This window comes from Desulfosediminicola ganghwensis, assembly GCF_005116675.2.
GTDB lineage: Bacteria > Desulfobacterota > Desulfobulbia > Desulfobulbales > Desulfocapsaceae > Desulfopila > Desulfopila ganghwensis.
On sequence record NZ_CP050699.1, the window covers coordinates 3,076,392 to 3,090,603 of the forward strand.

The 14,212-nt window shown below is 48.2% G+C and carries 11 protein-coding genes; 6 read left to right on the top strand and 5 right to left on the bottom strand.

What is annotated here, in order from left to right; translation table 11 throughout:
- Nucleotides 1-74: 74 nt before the first annotated feature.
- The 4 genes from FCL45_RS13025 to FCL45_RS13040 all read right to left on the bottom strand — a co-directional run bounded on the left by FCL45_RS13025 (nt 75) and on the right by FCL45_RS13040 (nt 6,561).
- Nucleotides 75-506: a response regulator gene (locus tag FCL45_RS13025; protein ID WP_136797847.1), complete on the bottom strand. Its 432-nt coding sequence runs from the start codon at nt 504-506 to the stop codon at nt 75-77.
- A gap of 59 nt (nt 507-565) precedes the next feature.
- The gene (locus tag FCL45_RS13030) at nt 566-1,777 is read right to left on the bottom strand and encodes an MFS transporter (RefSeq protein WP_136797846.1); all 1,212 of its coding nucleotides are present in this window, start codon (nt 1,775-1,777) and stop codon (nt 566-568) included.
- 423 nt (nt 1,778-2,200) lie between these two features.
- Nucleotides 2,201-3,451 carry a serine hydroxymethyltransferase gene (locus FCL45_RS13035; protein ID WP_136797845.1) on the bottom strand — a complete coding sequence of 417 codons (1,251 nt, stop codon included), beginning with the start codon at nt 3,449-3,451 and terminating at the stop codon, nt 2,201-2,203.
- A gap of 479 nt (nt 3,452-3,930) precedes the next feature.
- On the bottom strand, nt 3,931-6,561 hold the full coding sequence (locus FCL45_RS13040) for a cation-translocating P-type ATPase (protein WP_136797844.1): 2,631 nt from the start codon (nt 6,559-6,561) through the stop codon (nt 3,931-3,933).
- A gap of 374 nt (nt 6,562-6,935) precedes the next feature.
- Between FCL45_RS13040 and FCL45_RS13045 the strand changes: the two genes are divergently transcribed.
- Nucleotides 6,936-7,250, top strand: a complete 315-nt coding sequence (locus FCL45_RS13045; protein ID WP_136797843.1) for an MTH1187 family thiamine-binding protein — start codon at nt 6,936-6,938, stop codon at nt 7,248-7,250.
- Between the two features lie 5 nt (nt 7,251-7,255).
- Here FCL45_RS13045 and FCL45_RS13050 read toward each other — a convergent pair whose 3' ends face one another.
- Entirely contained in the window at nt 7,256-7,657 is a 402-nt protein-coding gene (locus FCL45_RS13050) for a YkgJ family cysteine cluster protein (RefSeq protein ID WP_136797842.1), read from the bottom strand.
- Between the two features lie 494 nt (nt 7,658-8,151).
- Between FCL45_RS13050 and FCL45_RS13055 the strand changes: the two genes are divergently transcribed.
- From FCL45_RS13055 to FCL45_RS13075, 5 genes are all read left to right on the top strand, one after another.
- Nucleotides 8,152-9,156 carry an extracellular solute-binding protein gene (locus FCL45_RS13055; RefSeq protein ID WP_136797841.1) on the top strand — a complete coding sequence of 335 codons (1,005 nt, stop codon included), beginning with the start codon at nt 8,152-8,154 and terminating at the stop codon, nt 9,154-9,156.
- 209 nt (nt 9,157-9,365) lie between these two features.
- The gene (locus tag FCL45_RS13060; RefSeq protein WP_136797840.1) at nt 9,366-10,145 is read left to right on the top strand and encodes a TatD family hydrolase; all 780 of its coding nucleotides are present in this window, start codon (nt 9,366-9,368) and stop codon (nt 10,143-10,145) included.
- Nucleotides 10,146-10,488: 343 nt separating this feature from the next.
- Entirely contained in the window at nt 10,489-10,854 is a 366-nt protein-coding gene (locus FCL45_RS13065; protein WP_136797839.1) for a hypothetical protein, read from the top strand.
- Nucleotides 10,855-11,175: 321 nt separating this feature from the next.
- On the top strand, nt 11,176-12,411 hold the full coding sequence (locus FCL45_RS13070; protein WP_136797838.1) for a HEAT repeat domain-containing protein: 1,236 nt from the start codon (nt 11,176-11,178) through the stop codon (nt 12,409-12,411).
- Between the two features lie 391 nt (nt 12,412-12,802).
- Entirely contained in the window at nt 12,803-14,188 is a 1,386-nt protein-coding gene (locus FCL45_RS13075) for a glycerate kinase type-2 family protein (protein ID WP_136797837.1), read from the top strand.
- Nucleotides 14,189-14,212 lie beyond the last annotated feature (24 nt).

Here is a 14,212-nt window from a genome sequence, read left to right on the forward strand (position 1 = left end):
ATGACATCAGAAGTCAGGAAAGGAACCGCTTTCTAAAAAAGAGAAGTTATAGGTGCACACCAGGACAAACCGAATTATTTTTTGAGGTGCACTTCGAGAATGTGCTGGAGAGAATCAAGGGTAACTGGTTTTGCCAGGTGGTCATTCATTCCGGCATCAAGCCATCTTGAATTATCACCAGCTATGGCATAGGCACTGAGGGCAACAATCGGGGTAACGGCATTTTTGGCGTACGCCCTGTTGGTACGTAATTGCCGGGTGGCTTCAATTCCATCCATCACCGGCATCTGGATGTCCATAAAGATGAGATCGAAATTTTCCGATGAAGCAGCGGCCAGAGCAAGCTGCCCATTGGCTGCATTTTTAACAGTGCAGCCAAATCGATTCAGCATAGCCCCCATGATCTGCTGATTAATAGGTTCATCATCAACAACCAGAATGTGACATTTAGTGGTGCATGCCAATGCGGTTTTTGTAGGGCTGTCTATGGGATGTTCTGTTGCCATTGTTGTCAATGCAAAGAAGAATTATTTTTTCTGATTCAATAAATATACCATATAATCTGTTACGTGTGTGCTTTTTCCGGATCTCCTCCCGGTATCTGGTGAAAGAAAAAGAAGCAGGCGCCAATGGACAATATGAGGAGTAACAGGCCCGTCATAACAAGGGTAGTGGAAAGGCTTGAGTGGCGTGCCCCATAGCCGATTAATGGACCGAGTATGCTGAAACCGGTGCGTATGATCAGGCTGCGTATGGAAAGCACCGTCGCACGTATATCCGATGCACAGTAATAGTTGGTGAGATCTTTCAACAGCGGCGTTGCATACCCGCGTACTGCATAAAATAGAAGTAATGAAAACAATCCAGCTGCGAGAGGTAAGGCTCCAAGCAGGATATAGCCAACAGGGATGTAAATGACTATGGAGATCACGACCAGTTTTGGGCCAAAAGTATCCCGAACTTTGTAGGCGAAGGCGGAAACCAGGGCGACCATAAGGTTGAGAACTACCCAGATTGGGGTAATGCTCACTTCATTGAGACCCCTTTCGACGAAATAGACCTGGGCAGTCCAGGCCATGCACAGGGTGCAGGTGCCGATAATTGAAGAGAGCAGAATAGTTGAACAAAGTTTCAGGTTTACAAACAGTGACTGGTGGCAGATTGTGAGAATCTGCTTTAAGCCGGGGCGATCTGTTAAAATCGCTCGCTTCGGCTCAACCAGCATCAGCGAGGCCGGAATGGCTATGGCTGCAATGATTGCCTGCGCGCCATATACTGCACGGTAGCTGAGAAAAGCGGCAATCAAACCACCGCAGATGGCGGCCAGTGTCTCTGCTAAATTGCCTAGCGCGGTGATCCTGCCTTCGTACCTCAGGTAGAGATGTTCTTCTTCGGAGTCTTTTAACGAATCATATAGCAGGGCTGAGTCTGAGCCGGAGATAAAGCTGCCGCCAAGGCCCAGAATGATCTCAGCCACCAGGAACTGGCTGAATGTTCCTGAGACGGCATAGAGCATAAACCCCAATGTGCCGAGGATGGCTCCAAGGATGAGGGATTTCTTACGGCCTATGACATCGCCCATATACCCTGAGGGTATCTCCATTATTGCGACGCTGATGGAGTAGATCGCCTGCAGCAGGTAGATGTCGAATTCGTCCAGACCGTTGTCGGAGTAGTAGAGAGCGACAATAGGCATGATCAGCATAAACCATTTAGAAAGTTTGATCAGATAAAGATAATAGATGTTGGCTCTAAGTGATGGACGCAAGCTGATCATGGGGTTTGGGTTGCAATATGAGGTTGATCTTCTCCATCTGCCGGGAGAAGGGGGGAGTGCAATTTGGCAGCCATGCTAAGGCCGAATTTTGAGAGTGTAAAACACATCACAGGGGCAGAAGAATATAAACGATTTTTTGAAAATGGCTCGGTTTTTTGAGTTGTCCTGACCATCTGATGGGAGCGCGCGATATTCAGCATTGCGGAAAAAAATCAATGTCCCCTGATACGCTGAATAGGTTACGTAAATGATATTATATTAAAATTGAGATACGGCTTTTAGGGGTTCTGATTGAGTGCAGAGCAGGTGTAATGAAATCGGAGTTTGACCGTCTGAAATCATTAGAGGAGAAGAAAAACAAAAAAAGGGGATGTTTCCGAAGAAACATCCCCCTGGCTTATTACTTTTTCCGGCTGGGCGGGATTACGCGAGGTGCTCCAGGCCAGGTGCCGGGAAGTTGCCGCAAAGCTCCTTGACCTCTGAGGCAATTTTTTTCTGCAATTCTACGTTTTCCACATCATTTATGACGGAATTGATTTTCTCACCGATGAAAACCATTTCTTTCTCACTAAAACCGCGGGATGTGACAGCGCAAGCACCGATGCGGATTCCGGAGGGGTCGAACGGTTTACGAGGATCGAAAGGTACCGCGTTGTAGTTCAATACGATTCCTGCCGCATCCAAAGCTTTAGCGGCCTTCTTTCCAGGAACGCCTTTGTTGGTCAGGTCCACGAGCATCAGGTGGTTATCGGTTCCGCCGGTCACGAGCTGGAAACCGTTGGATATGAGATTGTCTGCCAGGACCCGGGCATTTTTTACAACCTGGGCTGCGTAACTCTTGAACGCATCGCTTGAGGCTTCTTTCATGGCAACGGCGATTGCCGCAGTAGTACTGTCGTGCGGTCCACCCTGAATTCCAGGGAAAACGGCTTTGTCGATCGCTGCAGCATGCTTTTCTTTGCAGAGAATCATGGCGCCGCGCGGACCACGCAGCGATTTGTGGGTTGTGGTGGTTACAACGTCTGCATAGGGCACTGGCGAAGGATGAGCGCCACCGGCAACCAGGCCAGCAAAATGGGCCATATCGACCAGCAGGATCGCACCAACTTCGTCTGCGATTTCGCGGAAGATCTTGAAATCAGGGATACGCGGGTAGGCAGAGTGCCCGGCAATCAGCAACTTCGGTTTGCAGGCCAAGGCTGTCTCACGGATAGTATCGTAGTTCAACAGTCCGGTTTCCTTGTCGAGGCTGTAATGGTGTGCGTCGAAGTACTTTCCAGAGATGCTGACGTGGGAGCCATGAGTAAGGTGGCCGCCGTGTGGAAGAGCCATGCCGAGAATGGTGTCTCCCGCATTTAGAAATGCAAGGTAAACAGCGAGGTTGGCAGGGGAACCGGAGTATGGCTGAACGTTGACATGCTCTGCCCCGAAAAGTTCTTTGACACGCTCGATGGCAAGCAGTTCTATCTGGTCGATAAGCTGCTGCCCTTCATAATAGCGCTTTCCTGCATACCCCTCGGAATATTTATTGGTAAGAACAGAACCGGTAGCCTGCATCACTGGAAGAGACACATAGTTCTCTGAGGCGATAAGACGAATTTTCGCTGCCTGGCGCAGTTCTTCCTGCTTTATCAGGGAGTGTATTTCCTGGTCCGAGTTGTAAAGTTCTTTCATCGTTGCTCCTTCAAGGCCGCACGGCTGGATGTAATATGAATGCTGTGTTCAAAAGCTTTAATGATAAGCAGCGGGCATAAGATTGTGTAATCAGGCCGTCTGCGCAGACACAATAATGCAGTGTTAAAACCGGGGATACTGAAATTATCCTGTTTAATATATAAGGACGCTCCAATAAGTAAGCTGGAAACTATAACGAATATGGTTGTAATTGAACAGCAGAATTTCAATGGTGGTGCGAGAAACGTAGAATTTTCTGCCCGCTGGCCCAACTAAAAGGTGGGTTATTCCTTCAAGGCCAATATTTGAACGGTGCCGGTGTCGGCCTGTGATTTTAAGGATTTCGTAAAAATAGGGGTTGGCTGCTAAAGAATGTGGGAATTACAGGGTCTATTTCGACACGAAAATCAGAGTTGCAGGGTACTCCAGCAACTGGCACAGCTGATTTGCATATGAAAAAAAATAAGGGAGGTATTTATTCAGTTTGGTTTGGCCCTGGTAATGATAAGAGCGGGGATCATGAAAACGAATGTGGCCAGCAGCAGGTAGCAGATTTCTTGTATCTCAAGGGCAGTAACATGAAAAACGAAACGGGCCGGGGTGTAGAGAATGAAGATCTGGGTTGCAAGAGAAAACACAACCGCGATCCAGAGCCAGTGGTTACTCAATAGGGGCACCTGATAACTTCTTCGAAGGATGAAAACCAGTATCATTTCAAAGAGCACTATATAGCTGAAGACAACAGTCTGGCCGCGTTGAATATCGGCCACTTCATTGCCACCTCCACCGGTAAGCTGAAAAAGAACAAGACTGATCAAGGCTCCTATGCTACCCAGGCATACAAGAAGGCGTAGCTTTGTCCTGGGAAGAATCCCTTCACCAGGTGGAATAGGAGGTCTCTGCATTATAGCGGTACCGTAGGGGTCTACACTGTAGGCGAGGGCAGGGGCGCCATCGGTAATGAGATTGATCCACAGCAGAAGCAGGGCGGTGAGCGGCAGATTAAAACCAAGCAGCACGGCGAGAAAGATAACCAGCACCTCCATCAGGTTGCCTGAAAGTAACAGCATGATAGACTTCTGGATATTTTCATAAATACCTCTGCCTTCTTCTATGCCAGCTACTATGCTGGTAAAAGAATCGTCGAGCAGCACAAAGTCGGCAGCTTCGTGGGCAACATCGGTGCCGCTGCCGATAGCGATACCAATATCTGCTTTTTTCAGGGCAGGGGCATCATTCACCCCGTCACCAGTCATGGCGACGATATGGCCTTTATCCTGGAGACCACTGACAATCCGCTGTTTATGCTCGGGTACGACCCTGGCAAAAATATTTGTTGTATCGAGTGTTACCGCCAGATCTATGTCGTTCATCGCATCTATCTCAGGACCAGTTACGCATTCTCCCTCGATTCCGGTCTGCCTGGCGATCGCGTTCGCCGTTTCCCTGTGGTCCCCGGTGATCATGATTACCCGAATATGAGCGAGCTTGGCTTTTTCGATGGCGCTGACAACTCCTTCCCTGGGAGGGTCGATCATAGCCTGCAGGCCTATGAAGGTAAGCCCCTCTTCGGCTAAATCATCAAAATCCTCGTTGTCTGAAATCTCGCGATAAGCAAAGGCGATCACCCGCATTGCCTGCGCTCCGAACCGGTGATATGTATCGCTGATATCATTTCTCTCAGTCTCAGAGAGCGGAATTCGTTTCATCGCTGGGGATGAGTCCTGAATGACTGCATGGGTACAACGATTCAACATTTGCTCTGGGGCACCTTTGGAGTAGAGCAGGCTGCGGTTTTCGGACTCAACAGCCACACTCATACATTTTCTTCGTGAATTGAAAGGGCGCTCGGCCAGGCGCTTTCCTTCGAACGTTATGCCCGCTTTATCCGCAGCCCTCAGCAGGGCGAGTTCAGTGGGATTACCACCGGAGTCTGAGCGTAAATTGGCCAGACTGTTGTTACAGGCGACTCCTGCCGTAAAAAGCAAATTGAGCTGTTCGCTTTTTGCGATGGCATGAATACCATCATCCTGATCAAAATCGACGGATGTACCGAGGCACCAACCCTCTCTGACAGTCATTTGATTTCGGGTCAGTGTCCCTGTTTTGTCCGAGCAGATTACGTCACAGCTGCCAAGGGTTTCAACGGAGGTAAGTCTTCGAACCAGCATATTTTTTTTGAGCAGCCGGCGGGTTCCTATAGAGAGTGCAATGGTAACAACGGCTGGCAATGCTGTGGGCACAGCAGCTACAGCAAGGCTGATGGAGATGAAAGCAAATTGCAGAAAGATGGTGTTGGTGAGCGGTTCACCGTCGATCCGCAGGCGCGACATGAGCAGCAGGAAGACCAGCAGGCAAATGCCGATAATGACCATGCCTATGTTCCTTCCGAAGCGATCGAGGCGACGCTGTAGTGGTGTCTTTTCCTCTTTTGCTTCAGAAATCATAGTCGAAATCTTGCCGATTTCTGTTTCTTGCCCGCAGGCGGTAACCACAGCAAGACCACGTCCTTCGACAACAGAGGTCGAGGAAAAAACCATATTGGTCTGGTCGGCAGGGCCCGGTTGACCGGAGATAGGGGCGGTCTGTTTCCTTACCGGCATGCTTTCGCCGGTAAGGGGAGATTCATCAAGCTGGAGTTCAACCACATTGAGCAATCTTGCATCGGCTGGAATTTTATCGCCGTGCTCAAGATGCAGTATATCGCCACAGACCAGTTGCTCGGCTGTGACATGTTTGAGTTTGCCGTCGCGCAGAACCGCGGCCTGAATGGTTGCCATCCGTTTCAACGCTTCCAGAGAGCGGTTGGCGTTGTATTCTTGAAAAAACCCTATTATGCCGTTCAAAACAAGAATGGCGAGTATCACCAGGGAGTCACCGTATTCACCAATAATAATTGAAAAAAGTACGGCAAATAGGAGCAGGTAGATAATAAAGTTGGAGAATTGATTGAATAGTATTTTCCAGGCGGAAATGGGTGGAGGCGGTTTAAGGCTGTTTGGGCCAAAGAGGTTCAACCGGTCTTCAGCCTCAGCCTGGCTTAAACCGCCTGAGTCGGTCTTGAGGAGTTTTAGGACTTCTTTGCAGGATGCACTGTAATAGGCTGGCATATATACTTTTTAGGCTGATGAGTGCTTTTAAGAGTATTTGTTTATGAGAGCTTCTGGTTCTATGTTAGCTGAAGTGGTTGGAGCAGTACACGCCATATGGTATTTTTCAATTATATTGTCAGCCTGAAAATTTTATGAAATCGTTCCGGTTAAATCATTAACACACCGGAATGTTAAGATTGTCATTCTGGTCGGCTTTTCACTGTTCGGGGAGTTCACCCGGCTCATATTTTTTGCGGTGCAGGGCTCTGGGTTGAGTACTGAACCTTTACGCTTAATGTGTAGACTCGAAACCAGACAACTTTCTGTAATTTTTAGGATTTAAGTAATCACCCATATGAGGGGTCAATGATAGAAGAAGACGGGAGTGGAAAATGAAGGTAATTCTTGATCTGTGCGTAGTTCCCCTTGGAGTCGGCGTTTCTGTATCACAATATGTCGTTGCCTGCGAAGAGATAATCCAGAAGGCAGGACTAAAATCAAGTCTGCATGCCTATGGTACCAATATCGAGGGGGAGTGGGATGATGTCATGGCTGTTGTGAAAAAATGCCATGAGAAGATCCACGAGATGGGCGCACCCAGAATCACCACCACCATAAAACTCGGGACCAGGGTCGACAGGCCCCAGACGATGGAAGATAAAGTAAAGAGTGTGGTGGAGAAAATGGGTGGAGGGACCAGATCTTAACATTGTCAGGAATTGTTCTTGCCGGCTGACAGTGCTTGTTCCACCCTTGGTTGGATTTGCTGCAGCAGATCTTCACGCTCAAGGTAGGGGCATGGGGAGTGATATGGGAACTCCCTGCATTGCCTTGGTCTGGCCTGGTGGATGGTGCATCGGGAGCACATCTTGTCGTTGCTCAAGAAAATACACGAGCCATCAGGTCTGGTTTTAAAGGTATTATTCTCCTTTATATAGAGATTGCGTGTTTGACCGTCGCTGATCCTGAAATGTCTGGCCAGACGGTTGATATCGTCCGAGTCCAGTAATAGTGTCGAACCTTCCAGGCTATAACAGCAGTAACCGGGGCAGTAGTTGCAATATGTCTTATTGCCGGAAAGGATGTAATTTTCAGTGACTGCTGTGCTGTTCATGGTTGTCCTTGATGGGGTATGCCCAGGTTGATTCCACTTGCATTAAGAAACGAAGATCTATCAGCCTAACATTTTGTGAGTAAAGAGGTAAGCTTCAAGAGTTACCGTTCGGGAATAAAATTGAAAAGGCGTTCTGACTACCACGAACGCTCAGCTTCAAGAAGTGAGGTGTGGGGAGTAAGGTGTTAGGGGTAATCTGAAAAAACAGTTGTTTGACTATTCATGTAATGACCGGATTACTCATGAGTCAGGCCTGTGTATTTTTGAACTTTTCATGTAACTCAGAATTTGACAGCCACCAAGAAGCCAACTACCATTGAATTATGCCGAATGGCATGAATTATCTATGGATTATGCTAGTCCGGATTCTCCATAAACATTTTATCGAATTTGAGAAAGAGCAACTCTTTTGAAATTCTCAGCTGTGTTCGTAATTTTCGCTGTATTACGTAAACTGCTCACAGTTTGGACCACGTATACCAGCAGGTGCGAAAATGTCCTCAAGGCTTCTGGTGGCCCTTCTCATTTCTATCTTCATGATGCCGGCTCCGGTTTTCACTGCAGAAAAAAAGCTGGTTGTCTATTCTTCGCGAAAGTGGCGACAGATGGAGCCGTTGTTTGAGGAATATTCTGCCAAGACCGGAGTCCGATTGATTTTTATTGCCGGCAAAGCTGGAAATATGCTTGAGCGGCTGAAAGAAGAAGGGAAAAATTCGCCGGCAGATATCTATTACACGGTAGATGCTGGATATCTCTGGCTGGCGGATGAGGCTGGTTTGCTGCAACCGTTGGATTCCGTGATCCTGGAAAAGAATATCCCGGACCAATACCAGGGTCAGGATAATACCTGGTTCGGGCTATCGCTTCGAGCAAGTGTCATTGTGTACAACACCTCAACCGATGCAGCTCAAAAGCTTCGAAGTTATGAAGGATTGGCTGATGATTACTGGCAGGGAAGGCTGGTGCTCTGTTCATCAAAAGCAATATACAGTCAATCCCTGGTGGCTTCCCTTATAGCTCAGCATGGTAGCCGTAAGACCGGGGAAATTGTTTCCGGGTGGGTGGAAAATCAAGTGGTAACCCCCTTCAGCACGGACACGACGGCCCTGGAGGCGATTGCTGCCGGTATTGGTGATGTTACCATGGCGAATTCCTGTTGTTTTGCCAAAATGATACATAAATGGCCCGAGTTGCCACTGGCTATTTTCTGGCCGAATCAGGAATCCAGTGGCGTACACGTGAATATCAGCGGTGCGGGTTTGACGCGCTGGACAAAACACAGAGAAGAAGCGATAAAGCTGCTTGAATGGCTCTCCGGCAAGGAAGCGCAGGAGCTTCTGATGCATGTGGCAATGGAGTATCCTGTAAATTCTCAAGTGGCTCTCATTCCGACGCTGGAAAGCTTGGGACCATTCCATGCTGATCCTGTTAAGGCCAGCCTCTGTGGAGAATTGCATGATGAAGCTCTGGAGATCATGAAAGCAGCCAGGTACCGGTAGGTGTGCCGTGGGTGGCAGGTTGTTACATATCGAAGACCGTCTGTGGCCTTATAACACATTTCTTCTTTCCTCAACGCCTCACTTTTCTTATCTTTTCCTTGTCCATCCTGGCTGCGGGTTGGTAGTCTGTGCAGCCAGGGCTATAATTTGCACTACCGAATCATAGAGAGTCATTACAGCAAGCACCTGCTGGCTGGAGGGAGAACTGCGTGAAACTTGTCGATACCCATTGCCACCTTGATATTGAACGACATTTTCCAGACTATGAGACTGTAATCAGGGGTGCCGAAGATGTTGGGGTAACAGATTTCGTTTTGGCCGGGGTTGTACGCAGTGGTTGGTCGCGGATGTTCATGCTGGGCAAGTCCCATAGCCAACTCCATGTCGCACCGGGTCTGCATCCTATGTATCTGCATCAGCACCAGAGAGCTGATCTGGTAAAATTGAAAGCTCTGGCAGGAAATGGGCATTGTGTTGCAATCGGCGAGGTAGGTCTGGATTACTTTGTGAAAAATCTCGATCACAAAATGCAGCAGGAGCTTTTTGAAGCCCAGGTTGATATAGCCAAAACCTACAACCTGCCCTTGCTGTTGCACATACGAAAAGCCCATGATCAGGTACTGGCTACGCTCAGGCGCAAACGTTTCGACAATGGTGGAATTGTCCATGCGTTCAGTGGCAGTTATCAGCAGGCCTGTCATTTTATCAAGCTTGGCTTTACTCTTGGTATATGCGGTACAGTCACCTATGACCGGGCACTGAAGATTCGCAGGTTGGCCACCGAGTTGCCCTTGAAAGCACTGGTACTCGAAACCGACGCACCGGATATCCCCCCCATGAGCCACCGTGGTGAAAACAACTTACCTGAATATCTACCTGAGATATTGGATTGCCTAGCTGAATTGCGAAGCGAGGGTAAAGATGAAATCGCCAGGCAGACTTCCCTTAACGCAGGTCGAGTACTTCCCCGGCTGCTAACGAATAGTTGAAAAATCACGTTGAAGTCATTACCCAATGTGAGCTGAATGCTTCATTGTACAAAGTCCAGTATATCCTTCATATCGTTTAAAAACATGTTGTTATTCATTTCGTTATGAAGTAATACGTGTGTTAGGTATGTTTCGGCTCATTTCTCGAACTTCAGAGGTTTAAATAGCTTTCTGAAAATATTAAGAAAATATTCTTTTTTCATCTCGTTCTGTTACCTAATTGTGAGATAAGAAAGGTATATTGTCTGCTAGCAATTCGGATAGCCCGAGGAAGGAAAGGGCGTGTATTTAGTTGAAATATATTTGGAAGTAAATTTCACCCATTTCGCTAGGGAAAACGATTATGGGGTTACTTGATCATTTGGCTGTGGTGGAAGATGAACGAGAGCGTTGCAGGTTAAGCTGTAATGCCGAGGTCCAGGTGGAAACGCTTGATCACCGTATTGTGCAGGGGCAGATGCGCGATATAGGGTTACAGAGTCTTTATCTTTACACCGATGAGAACAGCGACGATTTTCTGATTTATGGCGAGCAGGTGCGGGTCAGAGTAACCATGCACAGGGATGGTAGTGATCTGTCCGTTGAACTGGAAGGCAATGTGGGGCGTATGGATGAGCAAGGCTTTGTGGTACGTTTTGATCATTCTCTCAAGTGGTGGCCCGTTTTTACTATGTTTCCTGAATCCAAACGCAACGCTTACCGTAACTAGCCCGGAATTCTGATGAGCGCTCCGTCGAATTGAGAGGCTATATTCGAAATTCAATATTGGGAAGCATTCCCTCGATCTTCTCTTTTGAGTACAATGCTTGCCGAGGGTGGCCTGAAAGAAAAAACTATTACGCTTTATTATCAGGACTCCGAACCTGGGCCCACTGGTAACGCGGTGAAAGATCATAGCCCGACAGGCTCCTTAACCCAACTTCAAGCTGGTTGTTTATTTTGGTATCGATACATATTGAGAGGTAGGTTCTCTTGGTAGTTTTTATTACGAAAAAGCTTTTCAGCATTACAGTTACCTGTGAAATACGGAATGCAAAACACCAGTAATACAGTTGAACTACAGTTTCCGGGACGCCCTGAAGACCTGCTCAGGTTTCAGGTCAACTTGCTCGCACTTGCCGAAAAGCATTATGATACGCTGCATGATGAGGAGTGGATAGAAAACCTTCCTCAATACCAGTTGCAGCTTTATCGGGCCGGCTATAATGAATTCAGCCATTATCTCCTGCAAACACTCGGGGATGTTTGTGTTTGCCCTACCGCGGAGTATCGTGAGAAAGCCCTTTTCGTCCTGACTGTTTTTCTTGGCAACGCTATTGAGGAAGCAGATGACGAGCTGTTGCAGGCTCTCTCATGGATTTTTCTGCGCTGGTTGCATCTGGAGCGTGAGCTGCTCTGCTGTTCAGAGCACGTTTGTTCGCTGTTGCCGATAATTCCGGAGAAACTCCTGGCCAGGGGAATGTTTGCCCAGTTCACAGTCTGGCTTGAGTTGCTGCAGAAGATAAGCAACGGACAGCTTGAACGGCCTCCTGCGGTACAGGCGCTTATTGGTCGGCTGAACAATGCTCTTCTTGGTAGATTCCTCGACCACAAAATCAATTTAAAAGTGATAAATGAGGGGCAGCCTGATTCTGAATCCGTCTTTCTGGTAAAGTACTTTGCGGATGGCGGGGCTTCAATGCTTATCAATGAGCTGTATCAATCCCCAGATAAAAAACGGCGGTTGGCCTTAATTGAAATCCTGTCGCAACTGGGGGAGGGGCTAGCAGTCAAATTGCTTGAACAACTGGGGGAGGGCGCATCATGGTATATGGTGCGCAACGCTCTTAAGGTAATTTCCCATTTTGATTGCAGTAAACATCTGGAACTGGTGTTGCCTTTTTTGAAATATCCAGACCTTCGAGTGCAGCAGCAGGTCATTGATATTATCTGCGGTTTGGAGGAGCAGAGAGTCGACTTGTTGATTGATGCGCTCACGACCTGCCATGATCGTCTAAAGACCCGTTTGGTCGAAATTCTATCTCAACTCAATACTCCACAGATTGAGCACACGCTTATCCGCTTATTGGAAACACGTGATACCATAGAGCAATGGAGCAGAGATCACCTGCTGATCGCAATTTGTGAAGCTTTGAGAGGGTACCCAACTATCAGAGTTTCTGAAACGCTTAAACACCTCATCAGCGAGCGGGAACAGGAAAAGAGGCTGGGCGACCCTGTTGTATCCGCTGCCAGAAAAACTGTTGAACAGCTTTCAGCTCTCTAGCCTGGGTTTCTCATCAAGAAAGTTTCTCGGAGATCGAAACACAGGCCGGGTGGCTGTAAAAATCTACCGCCCATGGCTTGTGGCGAAGATTCTGCGGAAAAATCTCTTAATCCGAAGGGTGACCTTTTTCGACCTGAAACGAAAAGCATTCTGACTTTCAACCGATTCAATCAATTCCGTGCTGGCAATAATCTGAGATTTAGGTCAATCATCCGGGATTCAACCCGTAATCGACCAAGCGCGCTTTCTCTTCTATACATTTTCCGGGTCAGAGTGTACAGTTTTCAGACGCTGAATTACTCTAGACCCGACACGCCGGACTGTCGTCAAGCTGATGGTAAAGCACGGTTGCGGGAAAAATTGAAACCTGAATTATTGTCTGAGTTTGTCTATGGTTGATACGAAGTTACGCCGGACGCAGAAAGAACAGCTGGACCAGATTTTCAAGGCGGCACTTGACCGTGTCTCGCCCTACAAGATGATGCGGGATCATGTCACTATGGACGGCTCGTTACTCCGCTATAATCTGGATGGCAAAGAGGCCGTGCTGGATCTCGATCAGTTCTCCGAAGTGCTTGTTCTCGGGGCGGGTAAAGCTACCGCCCCCATGGCTTTAGCTCTGGAGGAGATTCTTGGGCCGAGAATCAGTGACGGTCTGGTGGTGGTAAAGTATGGACATACAGAGCAGTTGAGCCGGGTGAGAATGATCGAAGCAGCTCATCCGGTGCCTGATGAGCAAGGGGTAAAAGCGGCGGCCGAGCTACTCCGGTTGGCTGAACGGGCGAAAGAGAGCAGCCTGGTTATCACTCTCATCTCAGGCGGAGGTTCGGCTCTTCTTCCATTGCCCGGTTTTTATCAGGGAGAAGATGCAATTCAACTGACCCTCTCTGATAAACAGCAGACCACCCAGACGCTACTTTCCTGCGGTGCCGATATTACCGAAATCAACTGTGTCCGAAAGCATCTATCCGCTATCAAGGGTGGCAGGCTGTTGGCGGCAATTGCCCCGGCGCGCTCCATCAACTTTATCCTCTCCGATGTAGTGGGAGATGATTTAAGCAGCATTGCCTCAGGGCTTACCGCGGCCGATGTCACGACATTTAGCGATGCTTTAGCAATCATCGAAAAGTATGATTTGCATAAGCGAATTCCGGTTAACGTTTGTCGTTATCTTGAGCTTGGAGCCGCCGGTAAAGTAGAGGAGTCGCTTAAGCCGGAAGCACCGGCGCTTGATCTCACCAGCAATGTGTTGATGGGTACCAATCGAACGGCTCTTGAGGCGGCAGCCATAGAGGCTGAAAAGCTCGGCTACCGGGTAGTGCGCCTCACTTCCAGAATTACCGGCGACACGGGTGAGGTGGCGAAAATGCTTACAGCAATCGTTGCCGATACGAACCAATACGCAATGCTCGGAGAACCACCGCTTTGTATTATCTCAGGCGGGGAGCCGGTGGTTGTCCTTACTGGCAAAGGGAAAGGCGGTAGAAACCAGCAATTGGCGCTTCATGTTCTTAAGCTTATGCAGCAGGAGCCAGCCTTGTATGAGGGAGTTTCGTTCCTTTCAGCTGCAACCGATGGCAACGATGGGCCGACAGACGCCGCCGGTGGTTATGCCAACCTTGGGCTGGTTCAAAAATGTCAGGAGTTGCAACTCGATATTGCGGCATATTTACGTGATAACGACGCCTATAATTTCTATTCCGCAATTAACGGATTATACATTACCGGGCCAACCAACACCAATGTCTGTGATCTGCAGATATTTCTGGTCAATTAATTCCGAATATAACCCGAGCAGACG

Excerpts from the sequence above, each read along its gene's own strand:
- FCL45_RS13030 (WP_136797846.1), bottom strand. The coding sequence starts at position 1,777 with ATGATCAGCTTGCGTCCATCACTTAGAGCCAACATCTATTATCTTTAT.
- FCL45_RS13025 (WP_136797847.1), bottom strand. The coding sequence starts at position 506 with ATGGCAACAGAACATCCCATAGACAGCCCTACAAAAACCGCATTGGCA.
- FCL45_RS13050 (WP_136797842.1), bottom strand. The coding sequence starts at position 7,657 with ATGAACAGCACAGCAGTCACTGAAAATTACATCCTTTCCGGCAATAAG.
- FCL45_RS13040 (WP_136797844.1), bottom strand. The coding sequence starts at position 6,561 with ATGCCAGCCTATTACAGTGCATCCTGCAAAGAAGTCCTAAAACTCCTC.
- FCL45_RS13070 (WP_136797838.1), top strand. The coding sequence starts at position 11,176 with ATGCAAAACACCAGTAATACAGTTGAACTACAGTTTCCGGGACGCCCT.
- FCL45_RS13035 (WP_136797845.1), bottom strand. The coding sequence starts at position 3,451 with ATGAAAGAACTTTACAACTCGGACCAGGAAATACACTCCCTGATAAAG.
- FCL45_RS13075 (WP_136797837.1), top strand. The coding sequence starts at position 12,803 with ATGGTTGATACGAAGTTACGCCGGACGCAGAAAGAACAGCTGGACCAG.
- FCL45_RS13055 (WP_136797841.1), top strand. The coding sequence starts at position 8,152 with ATGTCCTCAAGGCTTCTGGTGGCCCTTCTCATTTCTATCTTCATGATG.
- FCL45_RS13065 (WP_136797839.1), top strand. The coding sequence starts at position 10,489 with ATGGGGTTACTTGATCATTTGGCTGTGGTGGAAGATGAACGAGAGCGT.
- FCL45_RS13045 (WP_136797843.1), top strand. The coding sequence starts at position 6,936 with ATGAAGGTAATTCTTGATCTGTGCGTAGTTCCCCTTGGAGTCGGCGTT.